This window comes from Brachybacterium sp. GCM10030267 (genome assembly GCF_042666875.1).
GTDB lineage: Bacteria > Actinomycetota > Actinomycetes > Actinomycetales > Dermabacteraceae > Brachybacterium.
In genome coordinates this window covers 155,132-175,086 of the sequence record NZ_JBHTCX010000011.1, presented here as the reverse complement: position 1 = coordinate 175,086, position 19,955 = coordinate 155,132, and the positions used below count along the sequence as shown (strand labels likewise).

Annotated in this window: 15 protein-coding genes; 6 read left to right on the top strand and 9 right to left on the bottom strand. The window is 72.4% G+C overall.

Features of this window, described 5'->3' with window-relative positions; all coding sequences use genetic code 11:
- Positions 1–60: 60 nt before the first annotated feature.
- On the bottom strand, positions 61–879 hold the full coding sequence (locus tag ACFQS2_RS10030; RefSeq protein WP_377793608.1) for a hypothetical protein: 819 nt from the start codon (positions 877–879) through the stop codon (positions 61–63).
- A gap of 105 nt (positions 880–984) precedes the next feature.
- Here ACFQS2_RS10030 and ACFQS2_RS10025 point away from each other — a divergent pair, with 105 nt between their 5' ends.
- From ACFQS2_RS10025 to ACFQS2_RS10015, 3 genes are read left to right on the top strand one after another with little or no spacing between them, the layout of a single operon-like run.
- Positions 985–1,752 carry a LamB/YcsF family protein gene (locus ACFQS2_RS10025; protein WP_377793607.1) on the top strand — a complete coding sequence of 256 codons (768 nt, stop codon included), beginning with the start codon at positions 985–987 and terminating at the stop codon, positions 1,750–1,752.
- A complete protein-coding gene (locus ACFQS2_RS10020) occupies positions 1,749–3,614 on the top strand; it encodes a carboxyltransferase domain-containing protein (protein ID WP_377793606.1) in 1,866 nt (621 codons plus the stop codon). Before ACFQS2_RS10025 ends, ACFQS2_RS10020 begins: the two co-directional genes overlap by 4 nt.
- Positions 3,615–3,652: 38 nt before the next feature.
- The gene (locus tag ACFQS2_RS10015; RefSeq protein ID WP_377793605.1) at positions 3,653–4,129 is read left to right on the top strand and encodes an NUDIX domain-containing protein; all 477 of its coding nucleotides are present in this window, start codon (positions 3,653–3,655) and stop codon (positions 4,127–4,129) included.
- A 95-nt stretch (positions 4,130–4,224) separates the two neighbouring features.
- Here the strand turns inward: ACFQS2_RS10015 and ACFQS2_RS10010 are convergent, their stop codons facing one another.
- Entirely contained in the window at positions 4,225–6,135 is a 1,911-nt protein-coding gene (locus ACFQS2_RS10010; RefSeq protein ID WP_377793603.1) for a glycoside hydrolase family 2 protein, read from the bottom strand.
- A gap of 78 nt (positions 6,136–6,213) precedes the next feature.
- On the opposite strand from ACFQS2_RS10010, the gene ACFQS2_RS10005 reads away from it, so the two are divergent.
- Positions 6,214–7,257 carry a LacI family DNA-binding transcriptional regulator gene (locus ACFQS2_RS10005; RefSeq protein WP_377793602.1) on the top strand — a complete coding sequence of 348 codons (1,044 nt, stop codon included), beginning with the start codon at positions 6,214–6,216 and terminating at the stop codon, positions 7,255–7,257.
- 153 nt (positions 7,258–7,410) lie between these two features.
- Here ACFQS2_RS10005 and ACFQS2_RS10000 read toward each other — a convergent pair whose 3' ends face one another.
- The 4 genes from ACFQS2_RS10000 to ACFQS2_RS09985 form a co-directional block, all read right to left on the bottom strand.
- On the bottom strand, positions 7,411–9,777 hold the full coding sequence (locus ACFQS2_RS10000) for a TIM-barrel domain-containing protein (protein ID WP_377793601.1): 2,367 nt from the start codon (positions 9,775–9,777) through the stop codon (positions 7,411–7,413).
- A 70-nt stretch (positions 9,778–9,847) separates the two neighbouring features.
- On the bottom strand, positions 9,848–10,798 hold the full coding sequence (locus ACFQS2_RS09995) for a carbohydrate ABC transporter permease (protein WP_377793600.1): 951 nt from the start codon (positions 10,796–10,798) through the stop codon (positions 9,848–9,850).
- On the bottom strand, positions 10,795–11,742 hold the full coding sequence (locus tag ACFQS2_RS09990) for a carbohydrate ABC transporter permease (RefSeq protein ID WP_377793599.1): 948 nt from the start codon (positions 11,740–11,742) through the stop codon (positions 10,795–10,797). Before ACFQS2_RS09990 ends, ACFQS2_RS09995 begins: the two co-directional genes overlap by 4 nt.
- Before the next feature lie 32 nt (positions 11,743–11,774).
- Positions 11,775–12,992: an ABC transporter substrate-binding protein gene (locus ACFQS2_RS09985; protein WP_377020229.1), complete on the bottom strand. Its 1,218-nt coding sequence runs from the start codon at positions 12,990–12,992 to the stop codon at positions 11,775–11,777.
- A gap of 504 nt (positions 12,993–13,496) precedes the next feature.
- Here ACFQS2_RS09985 and ACFQS2_RS09980 point away from each other — a divergent pair.
- The gene (locus tag ACFQS2_RS09980) at positions 13,497–14,936 is read left to right on the top strand and encodes an MFS transporter (protein ID WP_377793597.1); all 1,440 of its coding nucleotides are present in this window, start codon (positions 13,497–13,499) and stop codon (positions 14,934–14,936) included.
- A 157-nt stretch (positions 14,937–15,093) separates the two neighbouring features.
- Complete coding sequence (locus ACFQS2_RS09975) at positions 15,094–15,666, top strand: pyridoxamine 5'-phosphate oxidase family protein (RefSeq protein ID WP_377793596.1); 573 nt, start codon at positions 15,094–15,096, stop codon at positions 15,664–15,666.
- A gap of 228 nt (positions 15,667–15,894) precedes the next feature.
- Here the strand turns inward: ACFQS2_RS09975 and ACFQS2_RS09970 are convergent, their stop codons facing one another.
- From ACFQS2_RS09970 to ACFQS2_RS09960, 3 genes are all read right to left on the bottom strand, one after another.
- The gene (locus tag ACFQS2_RS09970) at positions 15,895–16,365 is read right to left on the bottom strand and encodes a ribose-5-phosphate isomerase (RefSeq protein ID WP_377020226.1); all 471 of its coding nucleotides are present in this window, start codon (positions 16,363–16,365) and stop codon (positions 15,895–15,897) included.
- 128 nt (positions 16,366–16,493) lie between these two features.
- Positions 16,494–18,197 (bottom strand): dihydroxyacetone kinase family protein, encoded by a 1,704-nt coding sequence (locus ACFQS2_RS09965; protein ID WP_377793594.1) that lies wholly within the window; start codon positions 18,195–18,197, stop codon positions 16,494–16,496.
- 286 nt (positions 18,198–18,483) lie between these two features.
- A complete protein-coding gene (locus ACFQS2_RS09960; protein ID WP_377020224.1) occupies positions 18,484–19,872 on the bottom strand; it encodes an RbtT/DalT/CsbX family MFS transporter in 1,389 nt (462 codons plus the stop codon).
- Positions 19,873–19,955 lie beyond the last annotated feature (83 nt).

Genomic DNA, 19,955 nt, shown 5'->3' with positions numbered 1-19,955 from the left:
CGGAAGCCTCTGACCAGCGCGATGGGCCGCGCGCGGGCCGGCGAATCCTGCGGGAGGCGCTCAGGAGACGACGGCCGCGGCGAGTGCGACCAGGTCGCCCGCGTCGACGGGCCGGAACTCCAGCGGCGGGTCCTCGGCGGCCGGGTCCAGCGCCTCCATCGTGAGCACCTCGCTGCCGGTGACATACACGCTGACCTGCTGCACGCTGTCGTCGTCGGCGTGCACTGTGGTCAGCACGCTCTGGGCACGGGTGTCGGCGAGCCGGGCGGCGAGCGGGTGTCCTGAGGCGAGCTCGGTGCGGCGCACGGTGACCGGGGCGCCGCCCTGGCCGGCGACGGAGTTCGGGTCGATCAGCGTGGCGATCCGGGCGGGGACCTGCTCGACCCGCAACGGTGTGAAGTGGTGGATGCCCGACGGGGTCACTTCCTCCTCGAGCACACCGGTCTCATGGACGTAGTAGTACGCGCGGCTGACCAGCGGGCCGCTCTCGGACTGCACCGTGCGCTCCGCGGTGGCGAATCGCGCGGCGGTGCGGCGCAGCAGCTGGCAGCCGCGGAGCTCGGTGCCGGCCACCCATCGCAGCCGCCCGGTCGCCCCGTCCCGGGCAGCGCTGACCCGCCCGTCGGCGATCAGCGAGCGCAGTCCGACCTCGGCCGCGACGGCGGCCTGGTCGGGGCGCTGGTCGAGCCAGGGCATGGCGGTGAACTGGGGCTGCTGGTGCCCGTCGAGACCGGCCAGCTGCTCATCGCTCAGCGACAGCAGCCGGCGGGGCTCGCCGCCGTCGGCCTGGTCCAGGACGTGGTGCGCGGCGGAGCTGTCCGGCGCCGAGGAGCCCGCGCGCGGCGACGGATCGGTCTGGTCGGTCGGGCGCTCGCTCATGGCCGCGACACTACCGCCCGTCACCCCTGGCCGCGCCGGCGCCGTGCGCGGACAATGAGCGGTGACCCCGTCGTCGTGGCGGGCAGAGCGAAGGAGAGCAGCCGCATGAGCGCCGACCATCCCGTGTGCGACCTCAACGCCGATCTGGGTGAGGGCTTCGGCGCGTGGTCGATGGGTGATGACGCGGCCATGCTCGAGGTGGTGACCACGGCGAACATCGCCTGCGGAGGGCACGCCGGGGATCCGGGGACGATGCGCGCCGCCTGCCGGGCCGCCGCCGAGCACGGGGTCGCGATCACCGCGCACGTCGCCTACCCGGACCTGGCCGGTTTCGGCCGGAGATTCCTGGACATCGCCCCGGCCGACCTCACCGATCTGCTGATCGTCCAGGTCGGCGCGCTGGAGGCGATGGCCCGCGCCGAGGGCACCGCGGTGCGGGGCGTGAAGCCCCACGGCGCCCTGTACAACACCCTGGCTCGCCACGAGGCCCAGGCCGGCGCCGTGATCCAGGCGCTGCGCGACCTCGGGGACCTCCCGCTGGTCGCCGCGCCGGGCGCCGTGGTCGTGGAGAGGGCACGGGAGGCCGGGATCGAGGTGGTGCTCGAGGGCTTCGCCGACCGCGCCTACCTGGGCGATGGCACCCTGATGCCGCGCAGTCGTCCGGGCGCTGTGCTCACCGACCCGGAGGCGGTCGCCGAGCAGGCACTGTCGATCGCCTCCGAGGGACGGGTGCGCACGGCCGACGGCAGCGGGCTCGACCTGCCGTGCCGCTCCCTGTGCCTGCACGGGGACACTCCCGGGGCGGTCGCGCTGGCCCGCACCGTCCGGGACCGGCTCGAGGCGGCGGGCGTGCACCTGGAGGCGGCGCTGTGACCGGCGCCGCCGCGCCCGAGGCGGGATGGCTGCTGGCCCCGCCGCTGCGCGTGCACCGGGCCGGGGAGACCGCGATCCTGGCCGAGTACCCCGACACCCGTGCCGTGCTGGCCGCCGCGGCCGCGGTGCGCGGGCTGGCTCCCCCTGCCCTGATCGAGCTGGTCCCGGCGGAGCGGACCCTGCTGCTTCGAGGCTCCGTCGCGCGGGACCTGCGGGAGCTGACGGAGCTGCTTCAGCACCTGCGCGCGGCTCCGGGCGAATCGGCCGGGGACACGGAGCACCGGATCGGCGTCGTCTACGACGGGGAGGATCTCGTCGAGACCGCCGAACTGCTGGGCATGAGCACCGAGACGCTGATCCATTCCCACACCGCGACCACCTGGACCGCGGCCTTCGGCGGCTTCGCCCCCGGTTTCGCCTATCTCGTGGCCGACGAGGCGGGGGATCCCGACGGAGCAGGACGCACTGCCGGGGCAGGACGCACCGCCGGGCCTCCGTGGGAGGTGCCGCGCCGCACCGAACCGCGGGCCACCGTGCCGGCCGGCGCCGTCGGCCTCGCCTCCCGCTACTGCGGGATCTACCCGCGCCCCTCCCCCGGCGGCTGGCAGCTCATCGGCCGCACCGACGTCGACCTCTTCGATCCCAGCCGTGAGCCGCCCGCCCTGCTGACGCCCGGCACCCGGGTGCGGTTCACCGCGCAGCGGCCGACGGCGCGGACCGCCCGGCCGGCCACGACCCTCGCGCGCGCCGGGCGCGAGGCCGCGGCCGCACCCGCCCGACTCACCCGACGGCGAGGCGCGACAGGGACGCCGATCACCGAGGGCACCCCGGCGCTGGAGGTCCTCTCCCCCGGTCCGCTCACCCTCCTCCAGGACGACGGCCGGCCCGGTCGCGGCGCGATCGGCGTGAGCCCGTCGGGAGCGTTCGACCGCGGCGCCCTGGTCCAGGCGAACCTCGCGGTGGGCAACCCCGCCCACGCCACCGTGCTCGAGACGCTGGTGGGACCGCTGCGGCTGCGGGCGTCGGCCGCCACGGTGATCGCGGTGGCCGGGGCCCCGGCCCGGCTCACGGTGCGGCGGGACGACCCCGAGGCCGCCCCGCTCGACCTCACCGCCGGAGAGGGACGCGGCGCCCCGATCGCCCTGGACCGCGGCGACGAGGTCGAGCTCGGGCCGGCGGCGGCCGGACTGCGCCTGGTCATGGCCGTCCGGGGCGGGATCCGCGCGGTGCGACGGTCCGAGCGCTCCGGCGAGACCGGCGCCTCGGCGGAGCAGCCCGACGGGACCGTCGGCCGGGCCGGCGGCGCGAGCAGGGCCGCGGCGGCGCCCCCGACCGGCGGGGCGGTGCTCGGGTCGCGCTCGCGCGACACCCTCTCCGGTCTCGGCCCCGACCCGCTGGCCGCCGGGGACCACCTGCTGACCGGTCCCGTGCGCGGGCTCGATGCGGTCCCCGGCCAGATCGCGCTGCTGGTGATCGATGCTCCCGCCGGCGGGGACTCCCTGCCCGCCCCGTCACCGCTCGAGATCCCGATCCATCCCGGCCCGCGCGATGACCTGCTCGGCCCGTCGGCCCTGGAGGCGCTGCTCGCCACGGAGTGGACGGTGCGCCCGGACTCGGATCGCATCGGCGTGCGCCTGGACGGCACTCCCCTGCCCGTGCCCGAGGGCGCGGCGAGCCTTCCCAGCGAGGCGATGGTCCCCGGGGCGATCCAGGTGCCGCCCTCGGGGCTACCGGTCGTGTTCGGCCCGGATCACCCCACCACCGGCGGCTACCCCGTGATCGCGGTGGCCACCCGCACCGGGCTCGATCTCCTGGCGCAGGCCGCGCCCGGCGTGACCGTGCGCTTCGAACGCGCAGAGTGACGCCGACAGTGACACGCCGACAGTGACACGATGGGGACATGCCGCGTCTGCTGCCCGATCCCGCCTACTTCGCCTCCCTGCCCAAGGTCATCAGTTCGGGGGCGGTGATCCTGCGTGACGAGGACGACCGGTTCGTGGTCGAGAAGCCCAACTATCGCGATCACTGGCTGCTGCCCGGCGGCGGCGTGGACCCCGGGGAGGATGCCCGCAAGTGCGCGCAGCGGGAGGTGCTCGAGGAGCTCGGGCTCGACCTCGAGGTGGGCCGGCTGCTCGCGGCGAACTGGTCCCCGGCGAACCCGGCGCGCAGCGCCCCGATGGCGGTCCACTTCGTCTTCGACGCCGGGGTGGTCCCCCGCGCCGAGCTGGAGGCGAACATCGTGCCGCAGGCCTCCGAGCTCGACGACTGGGCACTGATCGACGAGGCCGACGCCGACATCCTCTCCCCCTGGGGAGGGGCCCGCGCGCGCCGCGCCCTGGCCGTCCTGCGCGGCGAGGCCCAGCCCGACCTGTTCTGACGGACCGGTCTGGTCCGAGGCGCTGACCTGATCCAGTGCCGAGCCGGACGCGCCGTGGCAGGCCTGACCGGCCTGACCGGCCTGCCCGGGCGCGCTCAGCTGCCGGTGACCGCCCGGCGGATCTCCGAGATCGGCATCTTCGGGGTGCGGTCCGCGTTCAGCAGCCCGTTGGTCTCCTGCATGGTGTCGGTCAGCTGCGTGTAGCAGGAGCCGGACAGGAAGCTGCTGGCCCGGATCCCGTCGTACAGCGCGGTGATCCGTTCGATCCAGTCCTCGCCGTCGGTGGCGCGGGTGTAGCCCCACCCGTCGGCCCGCCGGGTCCCGTCCTGATAGTTCACGCCGCCGAACTCGGTGAGCATGACCGGCTGCCCGTGGTCCTCGGCGCCGCCGACGAGCTGGAACCGGCCGGACGGCGCGATCCCCTCGACGGCGCGCGTGCGGGCGGCCTCGTCGGCATAGGTGCGGGCCAGGGCGGCGCCGTCGCCCTCGTAGTCGTGGATCGTGAGGATGTCGGTGTTCTGCTGCTGCCAGCCGTCGTTGCAGACCACGGGGCGGCTGGGGTCCAGAGCGCGCGTGAGATCGGTCAGCGCCCTGGCGTAGGCCTGCTGGGCCGGGTCGTCGGTGACGTGCTGGATGCCCCAGGACTCGTTCAGCGGCACCCAGGTCACGATCGAGGGATGGGAGACGTCCCGCTCGACGGCCGCCATCCACTCGGAGGTCAGCCGCTGGACGGCGAGGGCAGAGAACTCGTACGCCCCCGGCGCCTCGCCCCAGACCAGCAGACCGAGCCGGTCGGCCCAGTACAGGAAGCGCGGGTCCTCGATCTTCTGATGCATGCGGGCCGCGTTGAACCCGAGCGCCTTGATCAGCTCCACCTCGCGGCGGTGAGCCAGCGGCTCGGGCGCCGCCAGGTGGGACTCCGGCCAGAAGGCCTGGTCCAGCACGCTGCGGACGTCGTAGGGCTGGCCGTTCAGCAGGAACGCCCCACCGCCCACGGCGGTCGAGCGCATCCCGAAGTAGCTGGTGACCAGGTCCAGCGGGCGGGAGCGGGCATCCAGCAGGGTGACCTCGGCGTCGACCAGACGGGGCTTCTCGGGAGACCACGTCAGCTCGTCCTGGGCCTGGCCGTTGCGCTGGCGCGCGACGGGGACCGTGAGCTCGAGCGTGGGGCGCGCATTCGTGACCTCGACCTCGATCGTGCCGAGGTCCTCCTCACGCTCGAGGAAGCGCAGCGTCACCCGCAGGCGGGACCCGGCCGGCGGGGTGCCGCGGAACCGGACCGTCAGGGACTGGGTCGTGGGGGTCACCGGGCTCCAGCGCAGGTCGCGCACGGAGACGTCGGGGACGGCCTCGAGCCACACCGTCTGCCAGATGCCGGTGGTGCGGCGATACCAGATGGCGTGCGCCTCCTCGTGCCAGTCCTGCTTGCCGCGCGGCTGGGTCACATCCAGCGGATCGTCGGCGGCGCGGACGACCAGCAGGTGCTCGCCCTCCGGCGCGAGCAGCTCTGTGACGTCGAAGCTGAACGGCGTGTGGCCGCCTTCGTGCTCGCCGACGAACTGCCCGTCGATCCAGACCGAGGCGCGGTAGTCGACAGCGCCGAAGTGCAGCAGCAGACGGGGCGCGTCGTCACCGGAGCCGGCCTCGGCCAGCTGCGTGGCTCCGATGGTCCGTGAGTACCACACGACCGGATGGAAGCCGGGCTCGGCGATCCCCGAGGCCTCGGACTCCGGCGGGAAGGGGACCTGGATCTCGCGCGGCCGGTCGAAGCCGCGGCTCCAGCCCTCGGCGAGGCCGACGTCCGCGTCGTCATGGCGGAAGGACCAGGTCCCGGTGAGGTCGGCCCACTGTTCCCGCAGCAGCTGCGGCCTCGGGTAGGAGCCGTCCTGGCGGCTGGCCGGCGTCGGCGCGGGGCGGGCGGCTCCGTCGGCGGGGCCGGCAGTGGTTGCGGTACCCGCAGGGTCGACGGGGCCGGCGGGGTCTGCGGAGGCGTCAGCGGTGCTCATGCCCGCCGAATTTACAGCGCTGGAAACTCCCGGTCAATCGGGATCCGGGAACGTCGCGGTCCGGGTACCGTTGGACGGATGAGCCGGGTCACGCTGCAGGACGTCGCCGACCACGCGGGCGTCTCGATGAAGACGGTCTCCAATGTGGTGCGCGGGTATCAGCACGTCAGCGACCCCATGCGCACTCGGGTGCAGGCCTCGATCGATGCGCTGGGTTACCGCCCGAACGTCTCCGGGCGCAGCCTGGCCACGGGCCGGTCGAACATGCTGGCCTTCGCCTTCGCCGACCTGCGCCGGCCCTACTTCGCCGAGCTCGCCCACGTCATCTCCCGGGTCTGCGCGGCTCGTGGCTACCACCTGCTGTTCGAGGAGACCGGCGGCACGGCCGACGGCGAGCGCTCCGCAGTGCGCGGGCGTGAGGCCGGGGTGGTCGACGGCGTGATCATCCACCCCCAGGACCTCACCCCGGCCGAGCTCGACGAGCTGCGCGGGGACACTGCGGTCGTCTTCCTCGGCGAGGCCGAGCGCCCGCGCCATTCCGACCAGGTCGCCATCGACAACGTCCGCGCAGCGGCCGAGGCGGTTGCGCACCTGGTCGCCCTCGGCCGCCGCCGCATCGGCTTCCTCGGGCACGAGCCCGCTGCGCTGTCGCAGACCTCGCTGCTGCGCCTGCAGGGCTACCGCGACGGGCTGGAAGCGGCCGGCCTGGCCGCCGAGGACTCACTCCTGGTCCCCCGCGGGGTCGGGGACGCCCAGGGGGCCGAGGCGGCCTTCGGACGAGCGCTGGATACGGGCCTGGAGATCGATGCACTGCTGTGCCGCGACGATCTCGCCGCTCTCGGTGCCCTGCGGGCCATGCGCCTGCGCGGGCTCGAGGCCCCGAACGACATCGCCGTGATCGGGTGGGATGCGATCGGTCTGGCGGCGAGCCTGGCCCCCAGTCTCACGTCCGTGGCACCGGACACCGTGGCCCTCGCCGAGAGCACGCTGGAGCTGCTGCTCGAGCGGATCGAAGGGCACGACGGGCCCGGCCGGCACCGCACGGTCGGCCACCGGTTGCTGGTCGGAGAGAGCGCCCCCTACCCGGACGGGTCGGTCGACGAGCCTGGCGCTGGCGACTGACTCGCCGCTGCCCCGTCGGCCGGCTCCGGCACGCTGACCGGTCGGCTCCGGCTGAACGGTACTCCAGCGGCACGGTGCGACATATATGTGCTCCGCTGGACGCTGGAGTACCGCCGGGCCGGGTCGCCGGCCAGCAGCGCCGGCCAACAGGCCTCAGGCCTCGCCGGTCTGGATGCTGCCGAGCAGCTCGATGATCACGGCGCGCAGCGAGGCGGGCAGGCCGACGGTCTCCAGCTCGGCGATCCGCTCCGCCACCGGCGCGTCCCGGGAGACGATCTCCCAGGCGCGCAGCTTCTCGGGGTTGCCGGCCTGGGCCTGCTCGAGCACCTCGCGCACCACGCGGCGGGCATCGAGGCCGATGCGCGGGGGCCCGGCCAGCTCCAGCACCGCACCGTCTGCTGCCTGCACCGGGAGATCGACGCTGAAGCGGCCCGGCGAGCGCTCTGCGACCTCCTGCCCGGTGGCCGGTTCGCCCAGCACGGTGATCCGCCAGGTGCGCTGCTGCGGGACGACGCCCGCCTCACCCTCGACCGGAGCGATCCGGAGGGTGGAGGTGGCGGCCTCCCAGCTCAGCCGGGTGCGGGCGACGTCGTGCTCGGCGCCTTCGCGGTCCTCGACGAGCTCGAAGGTCCCGTCGGCCGTGGGGTTCAGGAGCAGCTCGAGCGTGTCGGGGTTCTGGGTGACGTCGAGCTGGTCCTCGGCCGCGAGCGGGAGGATGCCGCCGGAGCGGAGCAGGGCGGGGATGGTCTCCAGTGGCCGGTGGAGGTCCGCGATCCGGTCCCCCGCGTAGGCGGCGGAGGTGAAGATGTCGATCCACTGGCCGGGCGGGAGCCAGGTGCGCGCGCTGCCGTGCAGGCTGGCCGGATCGCGGGGCGAGACGATCGGGGCGATGATCAGCTCCGAGCCGAAGGCGTAGGCGTTCGGGGCGCGGTAGGCCTCGTCGCGACGGGGGTGGAGGTGGTACAGCGGCCGCACCAGCGGGGTGCCGTCGGCCGCCCGGTGGTTCATGGTGTGCAGGTAGGGCACCAGGCGGTGCCGCAGCCGCAGGGCCTCGCCCATCGCAGCCCGGTGGCCGGCCGGGAAGGTCCACGGCTCCTTGCGGATGAAAGGGTTGTTGGCCGAGTGCAGGCGCATGATCGGCGAGAACACGCCGAACTGCACCCACCGCGTGGCCAGCTCGTCGTCGCGGAGGCCGCGGGTGTGGCCGCCGATGTCGTGACTCCACCAGCCGTAGCCGATGTTCGCGGCGGTGGCGGTGAACTCGGGCTGGAAGGCCAGCGAGTCCCAGGAGACCACGGCGTCGCCCGAGAAGCCGACGGCGTAGCGATGGCTGCCGGGGCCGGCGTAGCGGGAGAAGGTCATCCCGGCGCCGCCGTCGCGGGCCGAGTCCAGCTGATGGAAGTGGTTCAGCAGCCACAGCGGGTCCACCCCGGGCAGGCGGCTGGTGCTGCCCTGCTGCCAGTCGATCCACCAGAAGTCCACGCCCTGCTCCTCGAGGGGGTGGTGGAGGTGGTCGAAGTAGGCGCGCAGGAAGTCGCGGTCGGTGGGATCGAAGGGGATGGTCTGCTCGGTCCCCGGGTCGATCCCCAGCTCGCGGGCCATCTCGGGGTAGGCGTCCTCGAAGGCGCGCACGCCGTCGGCCGGATGCAGGTTCAGCGTGGTGCGCATGCCGCGCCGGTGCAGCTGCTCGAGGAAGCCCGCCGGGTCCGGGAACAGCGAGGGCTCCCAGGAGTAGCCGGTCCAGCCGCTGCCGAAGCGGGAGGGGACGGACTCGACCCGGTGCCAGTCCATGTCGATCACCGCGACCGAGAACGGGATCTGCTCCGTCTCGAAGCGGTCCATCAGCTCGAGGTAGCTCTCCGCGCTGTAGGGGTGGTAGCGGCTCCACCAGTTGCCCAGTGCCCAGCGCGGCAGCAGCGAGGGGCGCCCGGAGACGGCGTAGAACGCCGCCAGCGCGGCGTCGTAGTCGCGCCCGTAGGCGAAGATCGTGAGGTCACGGCGGCCCGGGGCGCGGGTGCCGATCCATCCGTCGGCCTCGAACAGGAACGAGTCGCTGTCATCGAGCATGGTGATGCCGTCGCGGGCGAGGATGCCGGGCTCCAGCGGCATCCGCCCGTCGACGTCGTCGAGGGTCCGGCCGGTGCCGCCGAGGTCGCGCGGCTCCTGCCCGTAGGTCCACCGGTTCGCATCCGGGCCCAGGGTCTCCACGCTCAGCCCCGCCGCGGAGAAGCGCTGCCCGTCGTAGCGCAGCTGAGCACGGCCGGTGCTGATCTCGACCCCGGCGCCGCTGCGGACCACCGAGAACTCCGGCACCTCCAGGCGCCGGCGGATCGCGAACGTGGAGGCACGGTCCTCGAAGCCGCCGTCCTCGCTCCACTCCAGCCGGAACAGACCGTCGGCCAGGACGCTGATCCGCCAGTTCTCCCCCGTGACCACGGCCTCGGGATGGGCCACCGGGTCGGTGCCGGGAAAGGGACGGACGACGGGCAGGGACGCGGCATCGTGCCGGGAGGGGGTCATGCTGGCTCCTGGTAGGTCTGCGACGGGGAGGGCGGGCGACCGTGGCCGCACGGCCCCGGGATATCGGGGATCAGGACTTCACGGCGCCCTGGGTGATGCCGCTGATCACCCAGCGCTGGGCGATGAGGTACACGATGACCGTCGGCGCCATCGCCATCAAGTAGGACGCGAAGGCGACGTTGTAGTTGGTGCCGAAGTCGCTCTGGAAGATGTTCTGGACCACGGGCAGCGTCTGCAGGCGCGGGTTCGATGTGATCAGCGAGGCCAGCATGAAGTCGTTCCAGGAGGCCAGGAAGGCGAAGATGCCGACGGTCGCGTTCATCGGGCCCAGCAGCGGCAGGATGATCCGCCAGAAGATCTGCCAGGTCGAGGCGCCGTCGATGCGGGCGCTCTCCTCGAGCTCGCCCGGGATCGAGCGCAGATAGGCCGAGTAGAGCAGCACGGAGAAGGAGAGCTGGAACATCGCGTGCAGGATCGCCACCCCGACGGGGTTGTCCAGACCCAGCTGAGCGGTGAGCTTGATCTGCGGCAGTGCCACCACCGGGAACGGCAGGAACATCGCGGCCAGCAGGTAGATGAACGACCAGCGGAAGAACCGCCGGTGCCAGTTGCGCACGATCGAGTAGGAGGCCAGCGAGCTCAGCAGCAGCGTCAGCGCCACCGTCAGCACGCACACGAGCACCGAGACGCCGAAGGCGACGGGGAAGTGCGTAAGCTTCCAGGCCTCGGCGAAGCTCCCCGGATTGACGGGACTGGGCAGGGAGAGAGCGTTGCCGTCGGCCGACTGCGGGCTGGTCTTGAAGGCCATCGCCACCGTGACGTACAGCGGGATGATCACGGTCAGCGCGGCGAGCGCGAGCAGGATCGTCAGCGGCCAGTTCGCCCGGCCGCCCTGGTGGCGCAGGAGACCGGTGCGGCCGGGACCGGAGGGCGTGCTGCCGCCCGGGGCGCCGGCCGGGGCGCCGGCGAGGGACGGAGCGGCCGGGCCGGTGCCGGTGGAGGCGGTGTCGAGAGTGCTCATGCGAGTCGGAGGTTCCTTCCTCGTACAACGACCAGCTGCACGACGGAGATGAGGACCGTGATCACGAAGAAGATCGTCGCGTTGGCCATCTGGTAGGCGTACTCACCGCCGGTGAAGCCGGAGAAGATGCTCATGGCCACGCTGCGGGTGGAGGTTCCCGGCCCGCCGCCGGTGAGGCCGACGATGACGTCGTAGGCGCCCAGGTAGCCCTTCACCCCGAGGATCGTGTTGATCAGCACGAAGCCGCTGATCAACGGCAGCGTGATCGCCCACAGCTGCTTCCAGGTGGAGGCGCCGTCCAGGGAGCTGGCCTCGTAGAGGTCGTCCGGGATGGAGGTGAGCCCGGCGGTGTAGATCAGCAGGGCCCCGGGGACCGTCTGCCAGGCGGTGACGATCACGATCGAGAGCCACGCGAGGTCGGGGTTGCCCAGGATGCTCTCCTGGAGCGGCCCGATGCCGAGCGCGGTCGCCAGCGCCGGGACGGTGTTGGAGAACAGATAGTTGAACACGTAGGCCACGACGATGCCGGAGACCACCATCGGGATCACGAAGATCGTGCGCAGCCCGGCCGCGAACCGCACCCGCTTGGTCAGCGCGATCGCCAGCGCGAGGGCGATGGTCTGCGTGACCACCACGGTGACCAGCGCGAAGCCGAGCGTGAACGAGTAGGAGCTGAGGATGGAGGGATCGGAGAACAGGGCCTGGTAGTTCGCCAGCCCCAGCAGCTTCCACTCGCCGAAGCCGACGTAGTCGGTGAAGCTGTAGAAGATGCCCACGCTCGCCGGGACCACGACGAACCCGGTGAAGGCGAGCAGGGCGGGGACGAGGAACAGGTAGTGGATCAGATCGGTGCGCGGCCCGTGGCGGCGCGAGCCGCGGCCGGCGCTGGTGCCGCGGCCGGTGCTGGTGCCGCGGGTGGCGGACGTGGTGTCGGTGGTGGTCATGTTCGCTCCTGGATCGACGTGTGCCATGGCGCTCAGACCGTGGCGTCCCGGCCGGCCACGCGGCGCCAGTCGGCATCGAGCTGGCGCAGCATCGTGGTGAAGTCCCCGCTGCGGATCGCCGCCTGGAGGTAGTTGCCCAGCGGGATCGAGGTGGGCACGAAGGTGCCGGCGCCCTGGTAGAACGCCGCCTCGTCGACGTAGGCCTGCAGGCCCTCCAGCCGCTCATCGGTCTGCGGCGGCGCGTCCTTCGTGGTCGAGTAGGCGAGGTTGTCGCGGTTGTAGGCGTCGATGATCTCGGGCTGCATGAGGAACTCGACGAGCTCGCGCGCGGTCTCGACGTCCTGCGCCTCCTCGGGGATCCACAGTCCCAGGTCGACGTTCACGCGCGCCTGCCGGTCGGCCGGGTCGTTGGTCACCGGCAGCGCGAAGGTGCCGATGTCGAGCGTCTCGTCGATCAGCGCGATCTGGCCCAGCGCCCACGGCCCCTGGAGGTACATCGCCGCCTCGCCCTTGCCGAAGGCGAGGTTGCCGTCGGCGTAGGACCGGGTGGCGTGGTCGGGGTTGAAGAACGAGGAGATGGTCTTCGCGCGCTCCATGGGCACGGCGAAGTCCTTCTCGAAGGAGACCTCCGAGTCGGGGCCGACGTCCTCGCCGATCTCGGTCATCTTCGCGAAGAACTCGGCGGGATCGACGAGGCTGCCCACGGAGTAGTCGAACAGGCCCTGCCACAGGGTCCAGGTGTCGCGGTCGGTGGCGTAGATCGGGGTGATCTCGGCCTTCTGCAGCTCGGTGCACACGTCGACGAACTCGTCCCAGGTCTCCGGCACCGGCAGGTCGTGCTCGGCGAAGATCGTCTTGTTGTAGATGACACCGGCCGCGGCCAGGGAGTACGGCAGCACGCTGGTGCGGCCGGGGTAGTCGGCGTACTGGGTGGCGAGCACGCCGATGCTGTCGCGGATCCGAGCGGCCGACGGCAGATCCGAGAGGTCGCGCAGCACGCCGCGCTCGATGTACCGGGCGAGCTCGAGGTTGGTGTTGAAGCAGCCGACGTCCGCCGGGTCCCCGCGCACGAACTGCGGGGCGATCGCCGTGGTGGAGTCGTGGACGACGGAGGTGCCCGGATGGGCGCTCTCGAACTGAGTCAGCAGGTCACCGAAGTACCCGATGACCTCCTGCTTCTGCATGAAGAAGCGCAGGCTGCCTCCGCTCGCGGCTCCACTGGAGCAGCCGGCCAGGGCGAGCGCGCCCACGCCGAGGCCTCCTGCGGCGCCGGCGAGGAATCCTCGCCGGGCCACCTGCTCTGGTCCACCACGTGTTCTCGTTCGCACTATCGGGCCTCCTCGGGCGCACCGTCACGCGTCGTCGTCGCGCGTGCTCGCGCCGACGTCGCGCAATCCTCCTCGGCCGCGGGCACCGGCCGGTCGAGGAGACCGGGCAGTGCGTCCGCGACCGCGGTTGCCACGCCCGGCCAAGTTTGCAGCGCTGTAAACCGGCTGTCAAACGTTCTTCCCACGTGAGCATGACGTGATGTGAGACACGCGACGCTGCCGACGGTGGCCGCCTCGCGCCCGGACACGCCGCGGGCGGACTTTCGCAACGGATCCGAGACCTTCGAGGCTTTTTATCACAGTGACCAGGAGTCTTGCGGGGCCGGCCGTGCGCGATCGGCCGCGCGGGGCCCCGAGAGGGGGTTGCGCCCGGTGGGGCGTGCGCCATCATGGCTCGGGAACCGCCCAGCCATCCCGGAGATGACGATGAGCCCCACCCCCGCCTCGCCCGACGCCTCCCCCGTCGGCGCCGCCCGCCCCCTGACCAGGTCGCAGCGCCTGGATCGCCTGCCCTTCACCCGCAAGCACGGGCGGATGCTGGGCGCCTCCGGCATCGGCTGGGCGCTGGATGCGATGGACGTCGGCCTGATCTCCTTCGTCATCGCCGCCCTCAGCGTCCACTGGGAGCTGAGCAAGGGCGACGGCTCGCTGATCGCCTCGGCGGGGTTCGCGGGCATGGCCATCGGGGCGAGCCTGGGCGGGCTGCTCGCCGACCGCCTCGGCCGGCGCAGCGTCTTCGCCCTCACCCTGCTCGTGTACGGCCTGGCCACGGGCGCCTCCGCCCTGGCGATGGGCGTCGGCGTGCTGATCCTGCTGCGCTTCGTGGTGGGCCTGGGACTGGGGGCCGAGCTGCCTGTCGCCTCGACCCTGATGAGCGAGTTCGCCCCGGCCCGCATTCGCGGACGCGTGGTCGTGTGGCTCGAGGCGTTCTGGGCCCTGGGGTGGATCCTGGCCGCGGTGATCGGGACGTTCGTGGCCGCCTCCGGGCCCACGGGCTGGCGCTGGGCGCTGGCCATCGGTCTGGTGCCGGCGCTGTACTCGGTGGTGGTGCGCCTGGGGATGCCGGAGTCGGTGCGCTTCCTGGAGAAGCAGGGCCGTCACGACGAGGCCGAGACCATCGTGCGCGGGTTCGAGGACTCGGCCGGACTCGCCTCCCCGGTGGCCGCTGAGCAGGACTCCTCCGAGTCCTCGCAGCAGGTCTCCCCGGAGTCGCCCGCAGCGCCCGCCGCGCGGGTCACCACCGAACCGCCGCCCGCCGATCCCCTCAGCTCCGAGACCGCCGGGGGGATCTGGTCGCCGCTGCTGCGCCGCCGTACCGCCGGGCTGTGGGCGGTGTGGTTCTTCATCAACCTCTCGTACTACGGGGCCTTCATCTGGATCCCCACGCTGCTGGTCGATCGCGGCTTCACCCTGACCCAGTCGTTCACCTTCACGCTGATCATCACCCTCGCCCAGCTGCCCGGCTACGCCGTCTCCGCGTGGCTGATCGAGGTCATCGGGCGCCGCTGGACGCTGACGCTGTTCCTGGCCGGCTCCGCCCTCTCCGCCACCGCCTACGGCCTGGCGGACACCGAGGTGCTGATCATCGTGGCCGGCTGCTGCCTGAGCTTCTTCAACCTCGGAGCCTGGGGCGCGCTGTACGCGATCGGCCCGGAGCTCTACCCCACGGCCGTGCGGGGCACGGGCACCGGCGCGGCGGCCGGCTTCGGTCGCATCGCCTCGCTGCTGGCACCGTTCATGGTGCCGCTGCTGCTGGCCACCGGCGGGCAGGTGCTGTCCTTCGCCGTCTTCGCGGTGGCCTTCGCCCTGGCGGCGGGCGCCGCGTTCACCCTGCCCGAGCAGCGGGGGCGGGCGCTGGCGGAGTGACGGCCCGACCCCGGGGCGCGTGACCTGGCGGACTGCGCCGAGGTTCGCGGGGCGGACGTCGTCGACCATTGGGCCGCCCGACGGTGCCATCGCGACCGCGGACGCATCAGCCTTCCGGCACACGGGGACGACGGGCCTCACCCCGTAGCCTCGTGCCATGGCAAAAGTCTTCGACTCCATCGACGAGGGTCTCCGGGGCTGGATCGCCGAGCAGCCGATGTGGTTCGTCGCCACCGCCCCTCTCGGCGCCGAAGGGCACGTGAACGTCTCGCCCCGCGGCCATGATTCGTTCTCCGTGCTGGGCCCGCACCGCGTCGCCTGGGTCGACTACACCGGCAGCGGCGTCGAGACCATCGCGCACCTCCGCGAGAACGGGCGCGTGTGCCTGATGTTCCTCTCCTTCGAGGCACGGCCACGTATCGTGCGCCTGCACGGCAACGGCCGTGTCTTCGTCCCGGGAGACACGGAGTTCGACGAGGTCGTGGCACTCCACCCCGCGCATCCCAGCACGCGGGCCGTCATCACGGTCGACGTCACGCGGATCAGCGACTCATGCGGCTGGGGAGTGCCGGTCATGGAGATGAGCGGCGAGCGCGACCTGCTCCGGCTGCAGGCCGAGAAGAAGGGCGAGGACGGCATGGAGCGCTACCGCGCGGAGAAGAACACCCACAGTATCGACGGCCTGCCCGGCCTGCCAGGCCTGCCGGGCCCGCCCGGCCTGCCTCAGTGACGCCTCGACCTCGGCGCGCGTGACCTGGCGGACTGCGCCGAGGTTCGCGGGGCGGACGTCGTCGACCATGGGCACGCCCGACTACTGGCGACATAGCGGGTGCCGTGGCGTATATGGCCACGGCACCCGCTCACACGCCAGTAGTCGGTCACGCCGCGATACAGCACTGCCGGGCGCCGAATCCGGGCTTGCGACCCGGCCGCCGCCGCGCGGCGGCCGGGTGTCGGGTCAGGACTTGTCGAGCGACCCGTCGTAGGCGCAGATCGCGTCGACCTTCGCCGCCGAGGAGGAGTTGGGGTCGAACTCCAGGTCCAGCCACACCTTGACCAGCTCCTTGGCGAGCTCGAGGCCCACCACGCGCTCGCCCATGCACAGCACCTGCGCATCGTTGGAGAGCACGGAGCGCTGGACGGAGTAGAGGTCGTCCGCGGTCACGGCACGGATGCCGGGGACCTTGTTCGCGGAGATCGCCACGCCCAGGCCCGTGCCGCAGATCAGCAGCGCCCGGTCGGCCTCGCCGGCGGCGATCTTCTCCGCCGCCTCGATGGCGACGTTGGGGTAGTAGGTGCCGTCCTCCCGGCCGGTGACGCCGACGTCGATCACGGAGTCGACGCGGGAGTCGGATTCGAGCAGTTCCTTCAGTGCACTCTTGTGGCCGAATCCGGCGTTGTCGGATCCGGTGATGATCTTCCAGCCCATGGCTGCTCCTTCGGGTGATGGATGAGGATGGCTGATGGAGACGATGTCGGTCTATGCAGTTGTCAGCGGGCCGGCGGGGCTGCGGCCCGGGACCGGCCCTGCCGGACCGTCGCCGGTCGACCGAGCGGTCAGGCCGAGAGCAGCTCGCCGAGGCGGGTCACGATCCGTGCGAAGGAGATCGCGCCCGGGTCGGGCGTGCCCTTGGACTTCTCGCCGTGGGTGCGTGCTCGGCCCAGGTGGGCGACGAGATCCGCGGTGGATTCGGCGGCCGCTGTGGCGTTCTCGGCGGCGGCGGTGACCGCCTCGGCGGCGGGTCCGTCGGCCGACTCCAGGGTCTCACGGAACGGCACCGCCGCGTCGACCATGGTCTTGTCCCCGGGCTTGGCCCCGCCCAGGCGCTCGACCGCCTCGACGGCCTGTGCCAGGGCGGAGGGGATCTGCTCGTCGCTGACGGCCTCGTCGTCGCGGAAACCGCCGCCGACGCTGGTCAGCACCGCGCCCCAGAGGGCACCGGAGGTCCCGCCGGCCTCGGCGGACCAGGCGGCTCCGGCCTGGACCAGCACGGTGCGGGCGCCGGCACCGCGCTCGAGCGCGCGGGAGGCGGCGGCGTGGGCACCGCGCGCGCCGAGGACCATGCCCTGGCCGTGGTCACCGTCGCCGGCGATCGAGTCCAGCTGGCCCAGCTCCGGCTCCAGCTCCTCGAGCAGGCTCTGGAGGTCGGCGAGGATCTCGGTGATGCGGCGGGCGCTGTCACGCGAGGCGTCGGTGGCCTCGGGGATCGGGTCCTCGCCGGGGGTGTAGAGCTCGCCGCGCTCCTGGCCGGCCGACCCTTCGACCGTGCCGCCGCGACGGAACGCCGGGGTGTCGGCGGGGGCGAGCCAGTGCTGCTCGAGCTCGTCGTCCAGCCGCATGACCGTGAGCGAGAGGCCCGCCATGTCGAGGCTGGTGACGTGCTCGCCGACCTCGGGGCGCACGAGCGTGAGGCCCTTGTCCTGCAGCAGCGCCGAGACGTGCTTCCACACCACGAACATCTCTTCGTACTTCACGGTGCCCAGTCCGTTCAGGACCACCGCAGCCCGCTGCGAGTCGAGCTCGGGCGTCTCCTTCAGCACGCCCTCGACCAGCACCTCGGCGAGCTCGGCGGCGCTGGGCATCGGCTTCTCGTCGATCCCGGGCTCCCCGTGGATGCCCAGGCCGATGGCCATCTTGCCCTCGGGCACGTGGAAGAGGGCATCCTCGGCCCCGGGCAGCGTGCAGCCGTCGAAGGCCACGCCCAGGGAGCGGGTGGCGTCGTTGGCCTTCCAGGCCAGGCGCTCCGCCTCGTCGAGGTCGGCGCCGGCCTGGATGGCGGCGCCGGCCACCTTGAACACGACCAGGTCACCGGCGATGCCGCGGCGGTCGCGGTGGTTGTCCTCGGAGTTGGAGGCGATGTCATCGCTGACCTTGACGATGCGCACGTCGATGCCTTCGGCGCGCAGCTTCTCGGCGGCGACCCCGAAGTGGAGCACGTCGCCGGCGTAGTTGCCGAAGCCGAGGATCACGCCGCCGCCGTTGTCGGAGTTGCGGGCGACGGAGTAGACCTGGTCGGCCGACGGGGAGGAGAAGATGTTGCCGCACGGGGCGCCGTGGGCGAAGCCGGGACCCACCCAGCCGGCGAAGGCCGGGTAGTGACCGGATCCGCCGCCGACGACCAGCGCCGGGGCGCCCTCCGGAGTGGCCAGTGCGCGCACCACCCCGCCGTGCACCTGCAGCAGTTCGTCGGGGTGGGCGGCCACGAGGCCTTCCACGGCGTCGGCGGGGAACGACTTCGGGTCATCGAAGAGGTAAGTCATCGTCGAACTCTCTCTGCAGGGATATGAGGGGCGGGTACAGGGCCAGCCTGCCTGATGGGCGGTGCGCCGACCAGATGGGCCCGGGTCGTCGGCCGGCCGCGGCCGACACGGCGCCCGTGCCGGGCGATCAGCCCGGAAGGACGGGCGGACCGTCGACGTCGGCCACTGCGTCGGTGCCGCCGGGCGGGACAGGACGGAACGCCTCGCACGCAAGATCCTATAGGAAAGTGTGTGCCGGGAGGCAACCAGGCTCCGTTCGACCCGTCAGACATCGGTGGGCCGGCTCTCAGCGGGCAGCCGCCGGCGTGGCGGCCTCGTCGGAGGACCGGTCCTCACCATGAAGGCTCGGCTGATGGACCTTGAGGAAGTAGGTCATCACGAAGGCGCAGGCGTACAGCAGCACGAACGCCCAGACCACGCCGACGTTCCCGCCCCACGGGCGGACCACGGCGACCACGGCCGAGCCGAGGAACGTCGCCCCGCCGGCAGCCGTGGTGTACATGGCCATCGCCGCGCCGGTGTGCTTGGGGGCGATGGCGGGCATGATCGCCCCGAGCGGCACGAAGCCGGCCAGCAGGATGCCGAACACGGTGCCCGCGGCGACCGCGACGACGAAGCCCCAGTCGGAGCCGGCGGGGACCCAGTGCGGCACGTACCACCACAGCAGCAGGCCGATCGAGGAGCCGACGATGCCGAACCAGCGCACCGTCCTCGTCCAGCCCCAGCTGTCGCCGAGCGCACCGAAGGCTGCGTTGAACAGGATGTTGCCGGCATAGACCACGCTGGTCATGACCAGCCACTGCGACATGCTCCAGCCCAGCCCGCCGTCGGCGATGGAGCCGGCGATGACGCTCGGCAGGATGATGAACATCCCGAACTCGGGGGCGGTGTTGATCAGGCGCGTCAGGAAGCCCATGGCGATGCGCTTGTTGGTGAAGGTCAGCCGCAGGCCGGAGAGGATCACGGAGCCCCTGCTCTCGCCCGCGGGGGCCAGGCGCATGCTGCCGTGGCGTTCGCGCACCCCGAACCAGGCGATGAGGAAGCCGATCGTGACGATCCCGGTGGAGGCGAGCATCGCCCAGTACTGCCCGAGGAACCCGCCGCCGAAGCCGTCGATCAGGAACACGGCGACCAGCGAGCCCAGGGTGGGCAGACCGCCGGTGAACATGACGTAGAACCAGCCGACGGCCGCCCCGTTGCGCGCCTTGTTCACCACGGCGTTGATCCACACCAGGAACGCGAAGGCGAACAGCGGGAACCCGAAGCCGCGCAGGAAGTAGGACAGCGCCACCAGCGGCACCGACTCCAGTTGCAGCGAGCCGAGGAAGGCCAACTCGAACACGACCCACACCCCGAAGCCCAGCGCCATCACGCGGCGCGGGCCCCAGAGATCGGACAGGGCGCCGGCCAGGTAGGAGCCGACGAGCACGGCCAGGCTGTAGGCGGCGATGATCCGGGCGGCGAGGTCGATCTTCGCATCCCCGCCGCCGAAGGTCTCGGCGATGTGCGGGGAGACGATGTTGGACTCGACGCCGTTGCCAGTCATGAAGATCAGCACGCCGAGGAAGCCCCAGCGCAGTGGGTGCGGGATCCCGATCCGGTCCAGGAAGCCCTCGCGGACTCCCGCCTCGTCGTCGGCGCCGGCTGCGCCTGTCGCCATCGGTGCCGAACTCATACGGACACTCCTTCGTGTGCGGTGGTCGCTCTCGCGGCCGTCACTGCGGTGCCGGGCGTACCGCCCGGCGGTCGACGCGGCGA